This is a genomic window from Reichenbachiella carrageenanivorans (genome assembly GCF_025639805.1).
Classification (GTDB): domain Bacteria; phylum Bacteroidota; class Bacteroidia; order Cytophagales; family Cyclobacteriaceae; genus Reichenbachiella; species Reichenbachiella carrageenanivorans.
This window is the reverse complement of record NZ_CP106735.1, coordinates 3,615,818-3,633,068: the sequence shown is the minus strand read 5'-3', so window position 1 is coordinate 3,633,068 and position 17,251 is coordinate 3,615,818. Positions and strand designations below refer to the sequence as shown.

General features: G+C 40.4%; 15 protein-coding genes. 8 read left to right on the top strand and 7 right to left on the bottom strand.

Annotation, left to right across the window (positions count from 1 at the left end; genetic code table 11):
* Window positions 1–228: 228 nt before the first annotated feature.
* Window positions 229–474, bottom strand: a complete 246-nt coding sequence (locus N7E81_RS14665) for a DUF6952 family protein (RefSeq protein ID WP_263050346.1) — start codon at window positions 472–474, stop codon at window positions 229–231.
* Window position 475: 1 nt separating this feature from the next.
* Window positions 476–793, bottom strand: coding sequence for a thioredoxin family protein (locus N7E81_RS14660; protein WP_263050345.1), 318 nt, complete (start codon window positions 791–793; stop codon window positions 476–478).
* 99 nt (window positions 794–892) lie between these two features.
* On the opposite strand from N7E81_RS14660, the gene N7E81_RS14655 reads away from it, so the two are divergent.
* Window positions 893–1,510: a beta/alpha barrel domain-containing protein gene (locus N7E81_RS14655; protein WP_263050344.1), complete on the top strand. Its 618-nt coding sequence runs from the start codon at window positions 893–895 to the stop codon at window positions 1,508–1,510.
* Here the strand turns inward: N7E81_RS14655 and N7E81_RS14650 are convergent.
* On the bottom strand, window positions 1,507–3,225 hold the full coding sequence (locus N7E81_RS14650) for a PAS domain-containing sensor histidine kinase (protein ID WP_263050343.1): 1,719 nt from the start codon (window positions 3,223–3,225) through the stop codon (window positions 1,507–1,509). The two genes, N7E81_RS14655 and N7E81_RS14650, sit on opposite strands and share 4 nt — an antisense overlap.
* Window positions 3,226–3,376: 151 nt before the next feature.
* Between N7E81_RS14650 and N7E81_RS14645 the strand changes: the two genes are divergently transcribed.
* From N7E81_RS14645 to N7E81_RS14615, 7 genes are all read left to right on the top strand, one after another.
* Window positions 3,377–3,886: a hypothetical protein gene (locus N7E81_RS14645; RefSeq protein ID WP_263050342.1), complete on the top strand. Its 510-nt coding sequence runs from the start codon at window positions 3,377–3,379 to the stop codon at window positions 3,884–3,886.
* 116 nt (window positions 3,887–4,002) lie between these two features.
* A complete protein-coding gene (locus tag N7E81_RS14640; RefSeq protein ID WP_263050341.1) occupies window positions 4,003–8,364 on the top strand; it encodes a PAS domain S-box protein in 4,362 nt (1,453 codons plus the stop codon).
* 67 nt (window positions 8,365–8,431) lie between these two features.
* On the top strand, window positions 8,432–8,809 hold the full coding sequence (locus N7E81_RS14635; RefSeq protein ID WP_263050340.1) for a response regulator: 378 nt from the start codon (window positions 8,432–8,434) through the stop codon (window positions 8,807–8,809).
* A complete protein-coding gene (locus N7E81_RS14630) occupies window positions 8,802–9,074 on the top strand; it encodes a hypothetical protein (protein WP_263050339.1) in 273 nt (90 codons plus the stop codon). The genes N7E81_RS14635 and N7E81_RS14630 overlap by 8 nt, the downstream gene beginning before the upstream one ends.
* Window positions 9,071–9,832, top strand: coding sequence for an MBL fold metallo-hydrolase (locus N7E81_RS14625; protein WP_263050338.1), 762 nt, complete (start codon window positions 9,071–9,073; stop codon window positions 9,830–9,832). The genes N7E81_RS14630 and N7E81_RS14625 overlap by 4 nt, the downstream gene beginning before the upstream one ends.
* A 1-nt stretch (window position 9,833) precedes the next feature.
* Entirely contained in the window at window positions 9,834–11,390 is a 1,557-nt protein-coding gene (locus tag N7E81_RS14620) for an NFACT RNA binding domain-containing protein (protein WP_263050337.1), read from the top strand.
* A gap of 124 nt (window positions 11,391–11,514) precedes the next feature.
* Complete coding sequence (locus N7E81_RS14615) at window positions 11,515–11,871, top strand: DoxX family protein (protein ID WP_263050336.1); 357 nt, start codon at window positions 11,515–11,517, stop codon at window positions 11,869–11,871.
* 25 nt (window positions 11,872–11,896) lie between these two features.
* On the opposite strand, the gene N7E81_RS14610 is transcribed toward N7E81_RS14615, so the two are convergent.
* The 4 genes from N7E81_RS14610 to N7E81_RS14595 all read right to left on the bottom strand — a co-directional run bounded on the left by N7E81_RS14610 (window position 11,897) and on the right by N7E81_RS14595 (window position 17,249).
* Window positions 11,897–13,138, bottom strand: coding sequence for a hypothetical protein (locus N7E81_RS14610; RefSeq protein WP_263050335.1), 1,242 nt, complete (start codon window positions 13,136–13,138; stop codon window positions 11,897–11,899).
* Window positions 13,139–13,259: 121 nt separating this feature from the next.
* Window positions 13,260–13,859 carry a SanA/YdcF family protein gene (locus N7E81_RS14605; protein ID WP_263050334.1) on the bottom strand — a complete coding sequence of 200 codons (600 nt, stop codon included), beginning with the start codon at window positions 13,857–13,859 and terminating at the stop codon, window positions 13,260–13,262.
* A 5-nt stretch (window positions 13,860–13,864) separates the two neighbouring features.
* Window positions 13,865–14,560 (bottom strand): TrmH family RNA methyltransferase, encoded by a 696-nt coding sequence (locus N7E81_RS14600; RefSeq protein WP_263050333.1) that lies wholly within the window; start codon window positions 14,558–14,560, stop codon window positions 13,865–13,867.
* Window positions 14,553–17,249 carry a DNA gyrase/topoisomerase IV subunit A gene (locus tag N7E81_RS14595; RefSeq protein WP_263050332.1) on the bottom strand — a complete coding sequence of 899 codons (2,697 nt, stop codon included), beginning with the start codon at window positions 17,247–17,249 and terminating at the stop codon, window positions 14,553–14,555. Before N7E81_RS14595 ends, N7E81_RS14600 begins: the two co-directional genes overlap by 8 nt.
* Between the last annotated feature and the right edge of the window lie 2 nt (window positions 17,250–17,251).

Sequence of the window (17,251 nt, the reverse complement as noted above, 5' to 3'; positions counted from 1 at the left end):
GCTCTCCTTGTGTTTTAATTCTTTTTTTCTCAGAGGGGGCTGCTGGTCAGATGCCGAGCAACTTGAAGCCGTCATTCAATACCGACGGTTAGGCTTGACCATAGACAAGAATAAGTCAATGTGCAGATGATCGCAAAATTTGGGCAAAAGAATACGTGGCACTAGGGACCTAGAACAAAAAAAGCTCGTAGATACGAGCCTTTTTTATTATGTTTTTAGAGATGGCCTTTAGCCAGAGATCGACGAACGAACTTTCTCTGTATACGCCCTCAGGGCTTTAGGGAAAGGAATATCGTCCTTTTCCATCTTTTCGATAATCCATCCCGCTGCTATCAGATGAGTCAGTACTTCTCCATCGTCTTTGCCTTCTACTTCGAATGGAAGATCTTTTTCTTCCATCAGCAAAAACTCAGCTTGCTCTAGCTCTTCGGCGGAGTGATTTTCAACCAGTTTTTTAATCACAGGAATCTGCATATCAGTTCAATTTACTCAATAATTCAACAATCGCTTCTTCTTTGCTACTCGCCACGGTTTCCACCAATTCACCATTCTTGAAGATGGCAAAAAAGGGTAAGTTAGTGACGCCAGCTGCTTTTCTTGCTTCCTGATTTTCTTCTGCATTCACATTCAAAAAGGTAATACCATCAAACCTTTCGTCGTTGGCCAGTCGCTTATATTTAGGATTAAACAATCTACAAGACCCACACCAGTCGGCGTAGTACTTTACGATTACTTTATCTGCAGCGGAAATGGCTTCCTGAAAATTGCTATCTATTGTTTCTTTTACTTCCATGATGTTATCGTTGATTATCAGTGCAATTTTACGGAAGTTTGTGCACGAAGATTTTCTAATAGCATAAAATAATTTGATCGGGCCATTGCCTACATTGATATGAATTTAAAAACGTTTGTGAAAGTAGGAAGTATCACCAATTTGAGTGATGCTCGATTTTGCGCTGGCTTTGGCGTAGACCTTTTAGGGTTTGACTTTAACCCTAGTTCGGACAACTATATTTCTATAGAACAAGCCAATGAAATCATGGGCTGGGTAGCTGGCCCTGCCTTTGTGGCCGAGTTTGGCGATATGGGGCTAGAAGAAATCGTTAAGCTACAGGAGGAAAACAAATTTCCTTTGCTACAGGTGAATACTTTGGAGACGGCCAGTGCCTTGCAGGTCAAGGGGTATGATGTGATCCTGCATATAGATGTGACTAGTCGCCAAGACTTGGAAGAACTATCGCTGGCGCAAGTGCATGGGGCTAAACTCAAGCACATCATAGTAGACTGCACCGCCCCGCAGTTGGTCCCTGATATTGAAAAGATACTTACTACAGGTGGGCTTACCTCCCTGATCAAGGCCTACGATGTGGAGCTATCGCAGCTGGATCATATCATACAAGTGCAGCCTTTTTCGGGCATCGAATTGAAAGGCTCGCAAGAAGAAAAACCGGGCTTCAAGGAGTATGACGAACTAGCGGATATCCTCGAAGCACTGGAGGCAGAAGATTAAGCGACAACTTTAGGCAAATGGATAACAGTAGTGGTGCCACGGTCAGGCTCACTTTGGATTTCTATCGTGGCTTGATTCAGCTGGAGTAAATCCAAACAAAAACTCAAGCCTAGCCCCGTTCCTTTTTCACCATTAGTACCTGGTCTACTTTGTGGCTTTTCATTACTCAACCCTCTAAGTGCAAGATCAATTGTTTTGCTGCACATCCCTATCCCTGAGTCTTTTATGGTAAGGATAACTTGCGATTCGTTTGTTTCGATTAGTACTTCTATATGGCCTTGGGCTGGCGTAAACTTGATGGCATTGCTGATGAGGTTTCTAACTACGATAGACAGGTGATCTTCATCTACCCATGCTTGTGCCGAGTCTCTTGCTTTGATCGTTATGCCAATGTTCTTTTCCTTGACCTGTTCTGCATACAAGCTGATACTTTCCTCTACAACCTCTTTTGTGTTGATGGTCTTTGGGTTGGCAACAAACCCTTCCAATTGGGTTTTGACCCAACTGAGCACATTGTCGAGCGTAAAACCGAGCGTGTCTACCTGCCTTTTTACGTTGCTCATGAGTTGGTCGAACGTCGCTGGGTCTATGTCCTTAGAATATGTGATGAGTCCGCTCAAAGAATGCAGTGGCGAGCGCAAGTCATGAGACAAAATACTCAAGATCTTATCTTTGGCTTCATTCACAGCGATCAATTCTTTTTCTGTTTCTTTGAGGTGTTGAATATCTGTCACGTAGGCCAATATATGGGTTATCTCCCCTTTTTCGTTTTTCAAGGGGTAATATTTGCCATAAGCATGGATGGTTTCGCCAGAAGGAAAGGTAAGGGCTCGATTGACTTCCGAGACCAGCCCATTCACACTCCTTTCAAAAAGTGGATCCGTTTCTCGGGTAATATCCTCTCCTAATATCTTTGAATAATGCTGCCCTTCTATTTCATTGGTCTTGTCTTTGACAATGTCTTTAAATCGTGAATTGACGATAAGAAACTTGCCCGTAATATCCATCATGGTGATGAAAATGGGTAAGTTATCCAAGGTCATACGGAGGAGTTGCTTGTTGTATTGAAGCTCGTCTCGCTCTGATTGCACCAATCGTTTTTGTTTTTCTAGTTGTCCAGCAAATTTTCGAATACGTTGCTCTCCTCGTATCAGATCTTGCTTAAAAATATCTGTAAAAAAATAGACACAGACAAAGGCAACAAGGAGGTTGGTGATAGAGAGCCAGCTGTCCGTATTCTCTGTCAACTGCTCTTGGTATGACAACCGCACCAGTTTCATCAGAATAGCTGAAAAAGCTGAAAAAATAAATACCATTCGTTTTACTGGATTGTCGAATAATGCAATGATGACCGCAGAAAAACCAATAAAGAAGTACTCATTGTCTCTGTTTTGAAACTCAAGGATGGTTTTGTAACCCATTACATTAGTAAAAGCCAAAGTCACAATCACAAAGTAGTATTTGGCTAATTGTCTTTTCCCATGCGAGTTGAGCAGGTGGACGGGTAAACTCAAGAAAAATACACCTGTAAAAATAACAATTGCATTTTCATAAGAACCGACGAATAAATTGATTCCGCTAAAAAGCAATAGAATCATGAAACCGATCAGGTTAAAAGTATTGACTAATCTGATTCTCCTACGCTCTACTATTTGTGTATTACCATACACCCCTGCGTTTAGCAGGTATCTAATTAAATTTCTCAAAACCCTCATTCACTATCTATAAAATAAAACTGCTGTTAATTGTAGCTGAAGGATTGATTGGATTTTAATAAGTTAAACATTTAATTTTAAATTCAAAGTAAATGAAAGAGAGTGGCAATATTTCTTTGTCTGCTTTTTTAAGATAAAATTTCAAGATTGAATGGATTTAAAAAAACAATTGGCCTTAGTGCACAGCAAAGAAAATGCACGACTGATCGCTGACCACATCGCTTCAGACGAGGATCGTTTTGCTGAGCTGATGCAGCTGTTTTTTTATCCAGAGTATCGAGTGTCTCAGCGTGCCGCCCATGCCGTGAGCCATTGTGTAGATGCTTACCCACATTTGCTACTCCCCTATATCGGACCTATGATAGAATACCTGCAGTCTAACCCTGAGGTAGCTATTAGAAGAAATACAGTAAGACTGCTACAAAGCCAAGAAATTCCTGAAGCTTTCCAAGGCATCCTTCTTGAGAAATGTTTCGAATATCTGCAGCAAGCTCATGAGACCGCTGCGGTCAAAGCCTTCTCCATGACCATTATTCATCGCTTCACCAAACAGTACCCCGAACTGAAGCCAGAGCTCAAATTAGTGATTGAAGATGTACTCCTACACGCCACGCCTGGAGTGATGAACAGAGGGAAAAAAATCTTGAAAGACCTTAACTAATAAAAAGGTCAGAAATAGCTCATCTAAATATTAGATTATATTCATATATTTTCATTAAAAAATATAAATTACTATGCCAGCCTATTTCTTAATACCATCAAATTTCTGAACATCTCATGCTTAACCAAGGCAGGACTGAACTCTTAAATGAAGTAGATAAGCTCAAGAATAAACTCAAAGAGCTCAACAATAAGTATGACCTCTTGTTAGAGTCTTCTGCCAGTTATTTTGTGATATTTGAGGAAGGGACTGTCATAGAATTTAGCCCAAAGGCAGAAGAAAAATTTGTTTTTGCCAGCGACTTCTCTGACAAAACTATAGACGAGCTGATGCCCATTTTTCAAGTAGATGGCGAACGAAGCAGTAAGACTTGGGCGAGCAATTTCAAAAGTGCCCAACATACCAAGTCAGCCCCTTTTGAATTTGAGTTTTTAGATAAAAATGGACAATCTTTTGCCACGATCGCTACGATCAGCAAAGTAAAAGACGAGCGATTTTTATTGCATTTTGATTTGGTAGAGAACACAGAAAACTTGGTCGTTTCGGCCAATGCCATCACAGACAATGCTCCTGTATTTATCAAAATAAGCGACGAAAAAAACAACGTTACCTATTTCAGCAAAGGCTGGTATGACCTACTGGGCAGCAAAGACAAAGAAACGTATTCGAAATGGGTTGATAATATTCATCCAGATGATCTCGCAGAGTACAGCAGTACTGTAGATTTTTCAATTTCGAAAAAGAAAAACTACGAGTATTCGTTTCGGATCAAAGACAGCAAAGGCAACTATCGATGGCTGCTCGAATCTGGCACACCCAGGTACTCGAAAAACAAACAATTTATAGGCTATGCCGCCGCCGCTATAGATACCACTGAACGAAAGGCTCTAGAGGTAGAAACCACAAGAGAAAAGGCCATATCCGAATCAGAACATAAGATTCAGGAGTCACTCGACGAATCTGAAGTGGTGGCTATGACTACCAATACTGAAGGTAGCATTACTTTTTGTAACAACAAGCTAGTAGACACGCTAGGCTTGAACAAGACCGAAATCGTAGGTGCCAATCTATTTGATCTATTTATTCCAGATGCAGCCACCAAAATCAACCAAAAGAAGTTTGGACAAATTGCTAAAACAGGTAAACACTCTGGAGCTATCGCAGGCAAGTTTTTCACCAAAGAGAAGGAGGAAATCTATGTCCGTTTTAATGTAATCCTACTCAAGGATAGTTTCAACGAAGTTTCTGGCATCAACCTGATAGGTGAAAATGTGACCGAACAAAACAAGGTTAAAAAGCAGCTTGAAAAGAGTAACGACCAGCTCAAGGAACTATTCGACAACTCCTATGACCTAATCCAAACCTTTGATCACGACGGTGTATTCCAATTTGTAAACCAAGCTTGGGTAGAAAAGTTAGGCTATACCAATCAGCTTGATAAAATCAGATTTAAAGACTTAGTACATGCCGACCATTGGGGCAAGACCGTCGCAAATCTTGATAAAATCATCAAGGGCGAAAAAGTAGATCGGTTTGAAACTGTACTGGTCTCGGATATGGGCAAAAACATCTATGTATCTGGCCGTGTAAACTGCTCGTTTGATATGAATGGCAATGCCCAATTTAGAGGTATTTTCTACGACATTACCGAGCGTATCCGTACAGAGAAGGCTCAAAGCTTATACTACAAAGTAGCAGACTTCAATATCGAAGGACCACAACTAGAAACGCTCTACTCCAAGCTGTTTGATGAGTTGCAGGGTTTACTCAATATCAAAAATTTGTCTATCGAACTGAACCTGACGGACAAATCCAATGCCTCTACCCCATATCTGCGATCAGAATTCGAAGACACTGTGCAGCTAGAAAATCAAAAGCTTATCAATGAGCTGATTGCTACACAAATGGATGATAAGTCCAAGCAATTGATCACCTACGAAGAGCAGATCAAAGCCCATGTAGCTCAGCTCGACCATGCTTACACGGGCCTATACCCTAAAGTATGGCTTGGTGTACAGATCACAGTAAGCAATAAAGCTATAGGGCTACTTAGCACATACTCCTATGACGACAGATCCGACTTTGGTGCCAAAGATTTGGAATTGCTCTACTTCATAGCCAGTCAAATTTCATTGGCTATCGAGAGAAAAATAAACGAAGAAAAGATCGTAGATCAAGCGGCCCGACTCAAGGCTATATTCGAAAGTAGCAGTCATCAGATTTGGTCGGTAGACGAGCAGTACTTATTGACTTCGTTCAATAACAACTATGCCTTGTCACTGAAAAGCAATTATGGCATAGAGGCGATGGTGGGCTCTGCATACTCCAAGGAAAAACATAAGTTGTCAGGTGCTTTCAATCGGTTTTGGGAACAAAAATACAATGAAGCATTTGCGGGCAAGGCACTTAACTTCCAGCACGAAGTAAGAGCGATCAATGACCAAATACAATGGTCTGAGGTCTTTATCAACCCGATTGTAAAAGAAGATGGCACGATCGAAGAAGTTTCTGTCATATCCAACGACATTACGGAAAAGAAAAGCTCAGAATTAGCCCTATATGAAAGTGAAGCTAAGTTTAGAGAAATATTCGAGTCGATTCAAGATATATATTTCCGATGCGACATGCATGGCAAAATTGTCATGATCAGCCCATCAGCCAAAGAATCGTTGGGGTTGTCATCTGAAGATGTACTGGGCAAAAACATTACATATTTTTTTAACTCAGAATCTTCGTCGGGCTCTATCTTGCGAAACCTACTCCGCCAGCACAAGGTACAAAACCTAGAGGCCAGTTATCAGACCGAAGACGGCGAAAAAATAGACTTTTTGTGTAACGTACGCATATTATTTAGAAACAAACAAACCATAGGATTTGAAGGCGTAGCACGTGATATTACAGAAATCAGACGTGCCTACGAGGAACTCTCTAAAGCGAAAGAACTAGCGGAAAAATCTCTCGCCATCAAAGAGCGGTTTTTGGCTAATATGAGTCACGAAATCCGGACACCTATGAATGGTATCATTGGTATGATCGACCTGATAGGCAGTACCGCGCTAGACAAAGAGCAGATGGATTATGTAAAGACTATCAAGAAGTCATCTCAGACTTTGATGGATATTCTCAACGACATCTTGGATTTGTCTAAAATAGAAGCGGGTAAAATGGAATTAAAACAGCGCCCAATAAGTTTAATCGCTACTTTTCAGCGATTGTACGACCTCTTTTCTAAAGAAGCCAACACACACAACATCTACCTCAATTATAACCTAGATGAAAAAATACCATCAGTCATTATGCTGGATGAGACAAGGTTGCTACAGGTCTTGTCTAATTTGGTGAGTAATGCCATTAAGTTTTCAGATGGCAAAGGCATAATAGATATTAGTCTCCGGCTCAAACGACAAGAAAATAATACTTGCACGTTTAAGGTACAGATCAAAGATGAAGGAATTGGGATTCCTAAAGATCAAATCAAGCACCTCTTTATCAATTTCAACCAACTCGACAACTCTAGCACCAAAGTGTATTCAGGTACAGGCTTGGGACTTGCCATATCTAAAGAATTGGTGCGTTCTATGAACGGCGAGATCGGTGTAGTTTCTACTCCTGGTCTAGGAAGCACTTTTTGGTTCACCTTCGAAGGAGAAATCCTCGACAGCAATACAGGCACAGTATCGTCAGAGCCAGAAGAACCATTGCATATTACTAAGTCATTCGAGCATGTCATTCCTCATATACTAGTAGTAGACGACAACAAAGTAAACCGAACCGTAGCTAGTCAAATTTTAGAGAAGTCTGGCTGCAAAGTGTATTTAGCTGCTAGTGGACTCGAAGCTCTTGAAATTGTTGAAAAACATCCATTAGACTTGGTGTTTATGGATATACAAATGCCAAATATGGATGGTGTACAAACTACACAAAACATAAAAGCCTTGGGTTTGCCTAAGCTCCCTCCTATCATAGCCATGACGGCCTACTCGATGGAAGATGACCGTCAGAAATTCTTATCGCAAGGGCTGGATGACTATGTTGCCAAGCCTATTCGAGCTGTAACGATTATCGAAAAAGTAAAAGAATACATTCAGTACAAACCAGAAATCACTGAGATTGAACCGCAAAATGAGAAAGCCTCGGATCTACTCATCAATATGGAAACACTAGATCAGCTGGCTAAATTTGGAGGGGCTGAATTGCTAGAATCTGTCCTGTCTGATTTTGAGCAAGAAGCCAACGAACTGATCAAAAACTGTATGATTTATTTTGCTGATAATCAGATCGAAGAAATTCGAAAAGAACTCCATACTCTAAAAGGTAGTGCTGGAACATTAGGTATTGAAAAACTAGCCAATCATGTCATTAAACTAGAATTACAATTAAAATTAACAGACACCACGAATTTGAAACCACAATTGGATAGGATACAAGAGTGTTTCATTGAGTTTAAAGAAAATTACAAAAATATACTTCAAATCTGATCGATTTGTTTTTAACTTGACGGCTTGTTTTAACGCTTGAGGAAGCAGGTCTATTAATCATTCTTCTATGAAAAAAATTATTATTGCTGAAGACAGTTCAGTCATTCAAAACCTAACCAAAAAGATACTAGAGATTCAAAATTTTAGCATCACTTCTGTGAAAAACGGACAAGAGGTTTTAGAAAAATTGGATGCAGAAGATTATGACCTGATCCTGATGGATATCAACATGCCAAAAATGGATGGCATGGAGTGCGCCAAGGCCATTCGAAAAATGACAGATCCGATCAAGTCAAAAATTCCAATTTTGGCCATCACGGGCAATGCAAAAAATTACTCAATCAATGATTTTAAAGAAGTAGGCATCAACGAATATATTCCTAAGCCGTTGAACTTTGATATACTAGTAGACAAGGTGAAAAACTACGTTTCGACAGATGATTAAATACTCCAAGCACTTTCTGAACAAACTGGAAGATCTTTTTTCAGAGTCGGACTACGTGCTGAGGTATGAAAAGGGAAGTTTTCAGTCTGGCTACTGCGTACTCAAAGACACCAAAGTAGCCATCGTCAATAAATTTTATACACTAGATGGCAAGATTAACTGTCTACTCGAAATACTAAAAGAAGTGAAACTCGACACTTCCAAATTTAGTGATAAAAACAAGACACTCTTCAAAGAGCTCTCGCAAACCACTCTTAAGATTTGAAACTTACATTTCTGGGGACCGGTACATCACAAGGTATTCCTGTAGTAGCTTGTGACTGCGAAGTATGCCGCAGCGTAGATTTTCATGACCAAAGGCTACGCTCCTCTGTCCTCATTGAACATAAAGAGACCAGCTTATTGATTGATACTGGACCGGATTTTAGACAGCAAATGCTCACTCACCGGGTAAAACGACTAGATGCCGTCTTGTACACACACGAACACAAAGACCACACCGCAGGCTTGGATGATATTCGAAGTTTCAACTTCAAACAAAAAATGGATATGCCACTTTATGGGAGACATACCGTACTCGATCAACTCAAGAAAGAATACGCCTATATGTTTGCTGAAAAGAAATATCCGGGCGTAGCCAATGTCGCCATCCATGAGCTAAAAAACAGTCCGTTTACAATAGGAGATATCATGGTGCAACCTATCGAGGTGATGCATTATAAACTTCCTGTTTTTGGTTTTAGATTTGACAATATGGCCTATATCACAGATGCTAAAACAGTAGCACCATCTGAAAGAGAAAAACTAAAGAATCTCGACGTACTTGTGATCAATGCCTTGCAAAAGAAAGAGCACATCTCCCACCTCACCTTGGCGGAAGCCCTTCAGTTTATCGAAGAAATAAATCCGAAAAGAGCTTACATCACTCATGTAGGGCATTACATGGGGCTCTACCGCGATGTGGCGCTCGAATTACCAAAAAATGTGCATTTGGCTTACGATGGTTTAATTCTGAATAGCTAGGATGCAATTCAACTATTATTTCTTAAAACAGCTTTCCAAAGTACTGGGACCTCGTCTAATAAACCTGCGAATAACAGCTGTATTCTCACAAAATAAAGATGAGCTAATTCTTGCTTTCGAAGGAGAAGGAACTGAGATTTTCATCAAGGCCAACCTAGACAGTGAAGCTTCCCTTCTGTCGTTTCCTGCTGACTTTGCAAGAGCAAAGAAAAACTCTGTAGATCTTTTTGAGGAGTTGGTTGGGTTGAAGGTTTATAGTATACGACAGTTTGATAACGAGCGCTCTTTTTCAATCCTGTTTGAAAATCATTTTGAACTCTTGTTCAAACTGCACGGCAGGCATGCTAATCTGATACTTTTCAAAAAAGAGGTTATACAAGAGGCGTTCAAAAAAAATATTGAACACGACCAGGCCTTGATCCTAAATGACCTTAATAGAAAGATCGACCAAAGTGATGAAGCTATAGTTCGGGAATCTTTTGACTTATTTCCAATTTTCCCTACGTTCGATAAGCATATCAAAAACCACCTAAAATCAGCTGGGTTTTACGACACGGAGACTCCTAAAACTAAACTTCATATCCTACATGAATTATTAGATCAGCTTCATGAAAAAACATACTACCTTACTACAATCAAAGATATACCGAAGTTACTGCTCTTCAAGCCCGAAGGGAAGTACGAGGTGTACAATGACCCCATAGTAGCTTCTAATGCCCTAGCTCGTGAATTTTTTACTAATCATGGTGTAGCCCAACTCAAAAACAAACTACTGGGACAGGTCAGAAAAGAAATCAAAAAGAGTCTGTCGTATCTCAGTCAGACTGATGCCAAATTGGATGAAATCATGAATCGTAGAGGCTACGGCGAATTGGCTAATATTCTGATGGCTAACCTTCATTTGAAAGTAAACCCTGCTGACAAGCAAATCGAGCTGTTTGACTTTTATACCAATGAACAGATCACTATCAAGCTAAAGCCACATCAATCCCTTCAGCTCAATGCAGAAAACCTTTACCGTAAGGCCAAAAATCAAGCAAAGGAAGTGGAGATGCTGAAAAAAAATATAGAAGCCAAACAGCAGACATTAGCACAACTACAAGCAAAAGAATTGGAGATTGAAGCACTAGGCGATATCAAAGCGCTAAGAACACTGACCAAGCCTAATCCAACCCAACAAAACCATAAAGAAACCACACCTTTTATGGAGTTTTCGGCTGGTGGATTTCAGGTCTATGTTGGAAAAAACGCCAAAAACAATGATGTGCTTACTCAGAAATTTGCGAAGAAGGATGACCTTTGGCTGCACGCTAGGGACGTTTCTGGATCACATGCTATCATACGCAACCCCAATGGAGTGAATATCCCCATGCACATCATAGAGAAGGTAGCGCAAGTAGCTGCGTGGTATTCTAAGCGAAAGTCCGACACCCTATGCCCTGTGATCTATACGCCTAAAAAATTTGTACGAAAACCTAAAGGCGCACTGCCTGGACAAGTCCTGCTGTCGAAAGAAGAAGTCATTCTCGTCCCTCCCAATCGTACGGCATTAGATTGAAAAAATAATCCTTGCAAGAAAGCAGTTAAGACTCTGCTCTTTACATTGTTTGTTTTCAACTGGAATTTGCTTAATTTATTTGTCGATACATCTAAATGATTAAACAACAAAAACCAATTACAGTATGAAAATGTTACCAACACTAGGCAAATTTATGTTTGCTATTCCAATGGCTATTTTTGGATTATTTCACTTTTTAAATGCACGAGAAATGTCAGGCACGGTGCCGTCATTTGTACCTGGCGGTATCTTGTGGGTATATCTGACTGGCGCCGCTTTAGTAGCTGCTGCTGTAGCTGTTATCATTGGCAAAAAAGCAAAGCTTGCCACTCAGCTATTAGGACTGATGCTTTTACTTTTTGCAGTATTGATTCATTTGGTATCCGTGACAAATGGCAATGAAATGAGTATGCCAAACCTATTGAAAGATATAGCTCTTGCAGGTGGTGCTTGGTATATGTCTGGGCAACTTTCTGACTGATTGTTATACGTTTATGGTTCTATTTTTAATGCACTAGAATCATAAGCGTTTCTTTATCTGAACCTGTCATTCGAGACTGCTCTTCTTTATAAGAGACATCACCTTTTGCAGCAACCATCTCATTTACAAACTCAGCGTCTACGTCTGTAGGCTTCGGGTTTTGACGGATATAATTAGCCAAGCCTGTAAGAAACCCTCCTGTGTAATACCCTAAAGGTGCTTTGGTATTACCAACTAGTTTTAAGTAAGCATTGGTGAGCGGATTATTAATCACATTGACTTTGTATTCCGTAGAGCTACCTTCAGTCAGTTCCCATTTGCCATAGCCAAACCCTGTCATGACAGCTAGGCAAGCACTCCATTGGCTGTTGGCATCGCTATCCACTAGACCTGCTATTTTTTCTTTCCAAAAAGAAGAATTTAGCACTTTGCCTAGTGTGAAATAAGCATTGCGCTCAGCGCCTTCTTTAAATATTTTTTTGATATGTCCTACCCCTCCTTTTCCTAGTTTTTGATCTGCTTTCATGAGCAACTTGATCATGATCAACGAATGATAATTGGCATAGTGCTTAGTCCAAGTAGTATCGAATGCTTCTATCAAACCTTTTTCTGAGGCGAGCCCCGTAACGTGCAAATTTCGGATGGCTTCTACTACTTTTTGATTGTTTAATCCATTTTCAGATATAGATTCATCAATCGCTTGCTGCTTACCAAAAGCTGGCGAAGGGTTTAATTTTCTTCTCAATCCTCTGAATATTTCAAATCTACTATTAGATTCTCCCTTGGAAATACACATGGATTGTTTACCATCGAAAGTACCAGAAGGCACGTCAAAAATAGCTTCGATTGCTCCACATAAAAATCCACAGGTGAAATAACCTACTCCAGGATGGCTACTAGGTCGCTGACCATAATATTTGACCCAAGCAGCAGCATAATGATCTGAAATCAAGTCGGCATGTCCACCTTTGTTGGAGATGCCTCGCATAGATAGCTTGCCGAATCCACAATGTGCATAGTAATTTTCCACAAATTTTTTGCGGTCTTCTACGCTCATTTTATGTTGATCCTTAAAGAAATTAGAAAATTGATTATAGCTCAATACCTGAGCTGAAACCATTAATACAGACTTTAGGTTTATTTTTCGACCGAGATTTTCGACGGCCTTTTGGATTTTTATATTGAAAAACTCGCTTTGTATTAGTAGAGGTTCGCGACCAAACTGATAGGTACTTTTATCTTCTAGATAAGTATCAATAATCTCCATATGCTCAGCTTCATTTAAGTAGGAATAATAAATTAAGCCAATAACGCCTAATTCACCAAGTTTGACACGAAGTTATGATAAGGGGTTAAGAAAAAAAACAATGCTTTGAATTAATCAAAGATCAGTCATTTTGGGCGGGTAGAATGTATAAATCAATGACTGCTTTGGTACGAGCTAGCAATTCTCTGAGTAGTGCCCAGATGTGTTCTTTACGATCTGGGGTTTGTGCCACGAAACATTGGGCATCCAAACCGAGCTTTTGGGCGATAAACAAACAGCGGTAGGCATGATACTCTTGGGTGATGAGTATACACTGATTATAGCCATACACATCTCTCAATCTGGACAAAGATTCTATCGTACGATTACCATATTTGTCTAGTATAAGCACTTCATCAGCTATCCCCTGCTCCAGCAAAGCTGATTTCATAGCTTCGGCTTCATCATAATAAATAGAGTCTTTAGAACCACTTAATACCAATTTTTCAACTTTTCCGGTATAAAACAATTGCTTGGCTGAAGCCACACGATTGGTGAAAAATGGATTGGATTCTCCGTTTATTTGATGTTGACTAGTGCCAAATACGAGGCCTACTTCGGCACCTATGAGTTGGCTACTGTCTCGGATCACTCGCTCATGTGTGGTGCCAACAATCCATAGGTTGCATATCACTACAAAGGAAAGGGTGCTGATGGTCAGCCATTTGATGATATCCAACATCTTGTTTAGTTCAGCTTGGTTTTATACGATTTGTCGAAGGCTCTTAAGTGAGCGTCGACATTGGGTACCATTTTTTGATACCATTCTAATTTCAACGTAAATATTTCCTCTGGCGTTAGCCCTATGCCTTTTATTTTTGATCTTAGTTGGCGGCTGAAGTCTTCTAGGATGATAGCAGCGCTTACAGAGATGTTGTAACTCTCGGTGAACCCATGCATGGGGATTTTAACAAAATCATCGGCATGTGCCTTTACATAGTCACTGATTCCTGTTTCCTCAGCACCGAATACTACTGCTGTCTTTTGAGTGATTTCATAGTCTCTAAAGTCTTTGGCGTATTCGTGTGGTGAAGTGGCAATGATTTGATAGCCTTCGGCTTTCAAATGATCAAAACAAACCTTCATGTTTTGATCAGTGTCTTTATACTTGTACAGAGTCAGCCACTTACCCGCTCCTCTTAGCACGTATGGGTTATAATCATAAGCATTGCGCTGTTCTACCACATGGATATCTTGTAGGCCCATACCCTCTGCCGTACGCATGACAGCACTGCCGTTGTGCGCTTTAAACAAATCTTCTAATACCACGGTGAGGTGTCTCGTACGCTGACTGAGTACTTCCTCAAAAAGCTCTTTTTTATGGTCGGTCACATAGTCCGATAGATAAGCCAATAGCTCTTTTTGGTATTCAATATTATTCAAAGAGCCCTAATTGTGGTTTTTCATCATCATCGTTGCTTTTATCTGTATTCAGATCAATAGAACTCCCAACATCAAATCCAGGTTTCTTCGTTTCCTCTTCTTCTACCTCCTTTTGCACTTCTGCTTTCAGTTCGGACAGTTGATTTGGATCTACATCAGTAGAGCCTTTTTCTTCTGTTTTTTCTTCTTCTGATTGTATTTCCTCTACTATAGAAATGTTTTGTACGGGAAATTTATTACCAATCGACTTCCACCCTTTCTTATCAATAAGGTCGGCTAGATTTAGTTCTCTTTCGCTCTTCGAACGTTCTCCCTTCTTTCTGTAGGTCACTTTTACTTGTGGCTGATCCGCTATAGAAACGTGTAGCAACTTCGAATTAGGCGCTTCGTGGATAAAGGAAAAGGTTTTACCAACGGTCATGGTCTCGATCATAAAACGCTTGACATACACCACTTTAGATTCTCCATCTTGGTGCAAGACAGAAACAATTTTATCGGGGTCAAATTTATGAATACTAAACATTTGCCCTGTATTGTAGTGATTAGATAATTCGAAAGAAGTCAGCTCATAGCTGCCATCTTTAAAGAATACGATGATATAGTCATCTGCATTAAAATTACCTAAATGCACTCCTCTTTCGTCTCTATTCAATCTTCCGATAGATTCATCAAACCAGATGTCTGTACCTGCAAGCGTTGATTTTCCTTCTGACTTCAAATCAATTTTGCGTACAGGGTATTTAGTCAGTATGTTGCCACCAGCAGCACGGCCCTTGATATCTATGTCGGCTATATCGAAGTCAAATACCTTTTTTCGAGCTTTGGCACCAGCCGTCAAGTATACAGTAATGACCTCTGCTTCGCCATTTGGATTGGCCGTGAAGTAAAGCACTTTTGATCCTTTTTCACTTTTGGTAAGATTGTATTCTTTGTCTCGTGTAACAGAAGTCACATTAAACCTTTTGACCATCGTACGGCCAGATTTTCCATCTAAGTATGCAAGGTTGTAAACCATGCGTTCGTCGTTCTTTTTGAACACACCTGCATAAATGATGTCTTTGCCTACGAAGACTTTGTCTTGAATTCTGGTAACCACACATCGACCATCTTTTCTAAACACGATGATATCGTCCAGATCAGAGCATTCTGAAATGTATTCGTCTTTCTTTAGACCAAATCCAATAAAGCCGTCTTTGAAATTGGCGTAAAGCTTGGCGTTGTTGGCGGCTACTTCTGTAGCAGCGATGGTTTCGATAGATGAAATCTCTGTTTTTCTCTCTTTGCCTTTACCATATTTGGTCAATAGGTTTTGATAATATGCAATAGAATAATCGATGATGTGGATCAAGTCATGCTCTACTTGTGCGAGCTCTTCTTCCAGCCTTTTCATCAACTCGTCTGCTTTGAATTTATCAAACTTAGAAATCCTCTTGATTTTGATCTCTGTCAATCGCACAATATCGTCTTGTGTGATTACTCTATAGAACTGAGATTTGAATGGCTCTAAGCCTTGGTCGATCGTTTCGAGCACGGCCTCCCATGTCTCACACTCCTCAATGTCTCGATAAATGCGATTTTCTATAAATATTTTCTCCAAAGAAGAAAAGAGAATTTTCTCTAACAACTCCCCTTTTCGAATTTCTAATTCCTGACGGAGTAAGTTGACTGTTTGGTCTGTATTGAGCCTGAGGATTTCATGGACATTGGTAAACATCGGTTTGTCATCTACAATCACACAAGCATTGGGTGAGATAGAGACCTGACAGTCCGTGAAGGCATACAGTGCGTCTATGGTAATATCAGGCGACACACCAGGAGCCAATTGCACCAAAATTTCGATGTCTTTGGCTGTGTTGTCTATCACCTTTTTGATTTTGATCTTACCTTTGTCATTGGCCTTGATAATTGATTCAATCAAACTGGTGGTCGTAGTGCCAAAGGGGATGTCTTTGATAACCAACTGCTTTTTATCAAATTCTTCGATCTTTGCCCGAACTTTTACTTTTCCACCACGATGGCCCTTGTTGTACTCTTCTATATCGATGATTCCTCCAGTCTGAAAATCTGGGTACAGTTTGAAGCTTTTGCCTTTCAGGTGTTTGATGGATGCGTCGATCAGTTCGCAAAAGTTGTGAGGCAATATCTTGGTAGACAAACCTACGGCGATCCCTTCCACGCCTTGTGCTAGCAATAATGGAAATTTAACTGGAAGAGTAACTGGTTCTTTCTTTCGACCATCGTAAGACAGCTGCCACTCGGTCGTTTGAGGATTGTAGAGGATGTCTAATGCTAGCTTGGAAGGTCTGGCTTCGATATACCTAGAGGCTGCCGCTCGATCGCCTGTACGTACATCTCCCCAGTTGCCTTGCATATCTATGAGCAGTTCTTTTTGTCCCATGTTTACCATGGCATCGCCGATAGACATATCGCCGTGTGGGTGATACTGCATGGTGCTACCGATGATATTGGCCACCTTATTATACCTGCCATCATCCATTTCCTTCATGGCATGGAGGATACGGCGTTGTACTGGCTTTAGTCCATCATTAATAGCTGGTACTGCTCTTTCGAGTATGACATAAGAGGCATAGTCCAAAAACCAATTTTCGTACATGCCCGATACTGGAATGATATCGTGTAGAGGTTCGTTAGGTGATTCTTGCCCGTTATTATGATTATTTTCTTCCATTG

What these genes read in the sequence shown, in the direction of transcription:
- N7E81_RS14665 (WP_263050346.1), bottom strand. Translation starts at nt 474, where the DNA reads ATGCAGATTCCTGTGATTAAAAAACTGGTTGAAAATCACTCCGCCGAA.
- N7E81_RS14660 (WP_263050345.1), bottom strand. Translation starts at nt 793, where the DNA reads ATGGAAGTAAAAGAAACAATAGATAGCAATTTTCAGGAAGCCATTTCC.
- N7E81_RS14655 (WP_263050344.1), top strand. Translation starts at nt 893, where the DNA reads ATGAATTTAAAAACGTTTGTGAAAGTAGGAAGTATCACCAATTTGAGT.
- N7E81_RS14650 (WP_263050343.1), bottom strand. Translation starts at nt 3,225, where the DNA reads ATGAGGGTTTTGAGAAATTTAATTAGATACCTGCTAAACGCAGGGGTG.
- N7E81_RS14645 (WP_263050342.1), top strand. Translation starts at nt 3,377, where the DNA reads ATGGATTTAAAAAAACAATTGGCCTTAGTGCACAGCAAAGAAAATGCA.
- N7E81_RS14640 (WP_263050341.1), top strand. Translation starts at nt 4,003, where the DNA reads ATGCTTAACCAAGGCAGGACTGAACTCTTAAATGAAGTAGATAAGCTC.
- N7E81_RS14635 (WP_263050340.1), top strand. Translation starts at nt 8,432, where the DNA reads ATGAAAAAAATTATTATTGCTGAAGACAGTTCAGTCATTCAAAACCTA.
- N7E81_RS14630 (WP_263050339.1), top strand. Translation starts at nt 8,802, where the DNA reads ATGATTAAATACTCCAAGCACTTTCTGAACAAACTGGAAGATCTTTTT.
- N7E81_RS14620 (WP_263050337.1), top strand. Translation starts at nt 9,834, where the DNA reads ATGCAATTCAACTATTATTTCTTAAAACAGCTTTCCAAAGTACTGGGA.
- N7E81_RS14615 (WP_263050336.1), top strand. Translation starts at nt 11,515, where the DNA reads ATGAAAATGTTACCAACACTAGGCAAATTTATGTTTGCTATTCCAATG.
- N7E81_RS14610 (WP_263050335.1), bottom strand. Translation starts at nt 13,138, where the DNA reads ATGGAGATTATTGATACTTATCTAGAAGATAAAAGTACCTATCAGTTT.
- N7E81_RS14605 (WP_263050334.1), bottom strand. Translation starts at nt 13,859, where the DNA reads ATGTTGGATATCATCAAATGGCTGACCATCAGCACCCTTTCCTTTGTA.
- N7E81_RS14595 (WP_263050332.1), bottom strand. Translation starts at nt 17,249, where the DNA reads ATGGAAGAAAATAATCATAATAACGGGCAAGAATCACCTAACGAACCT.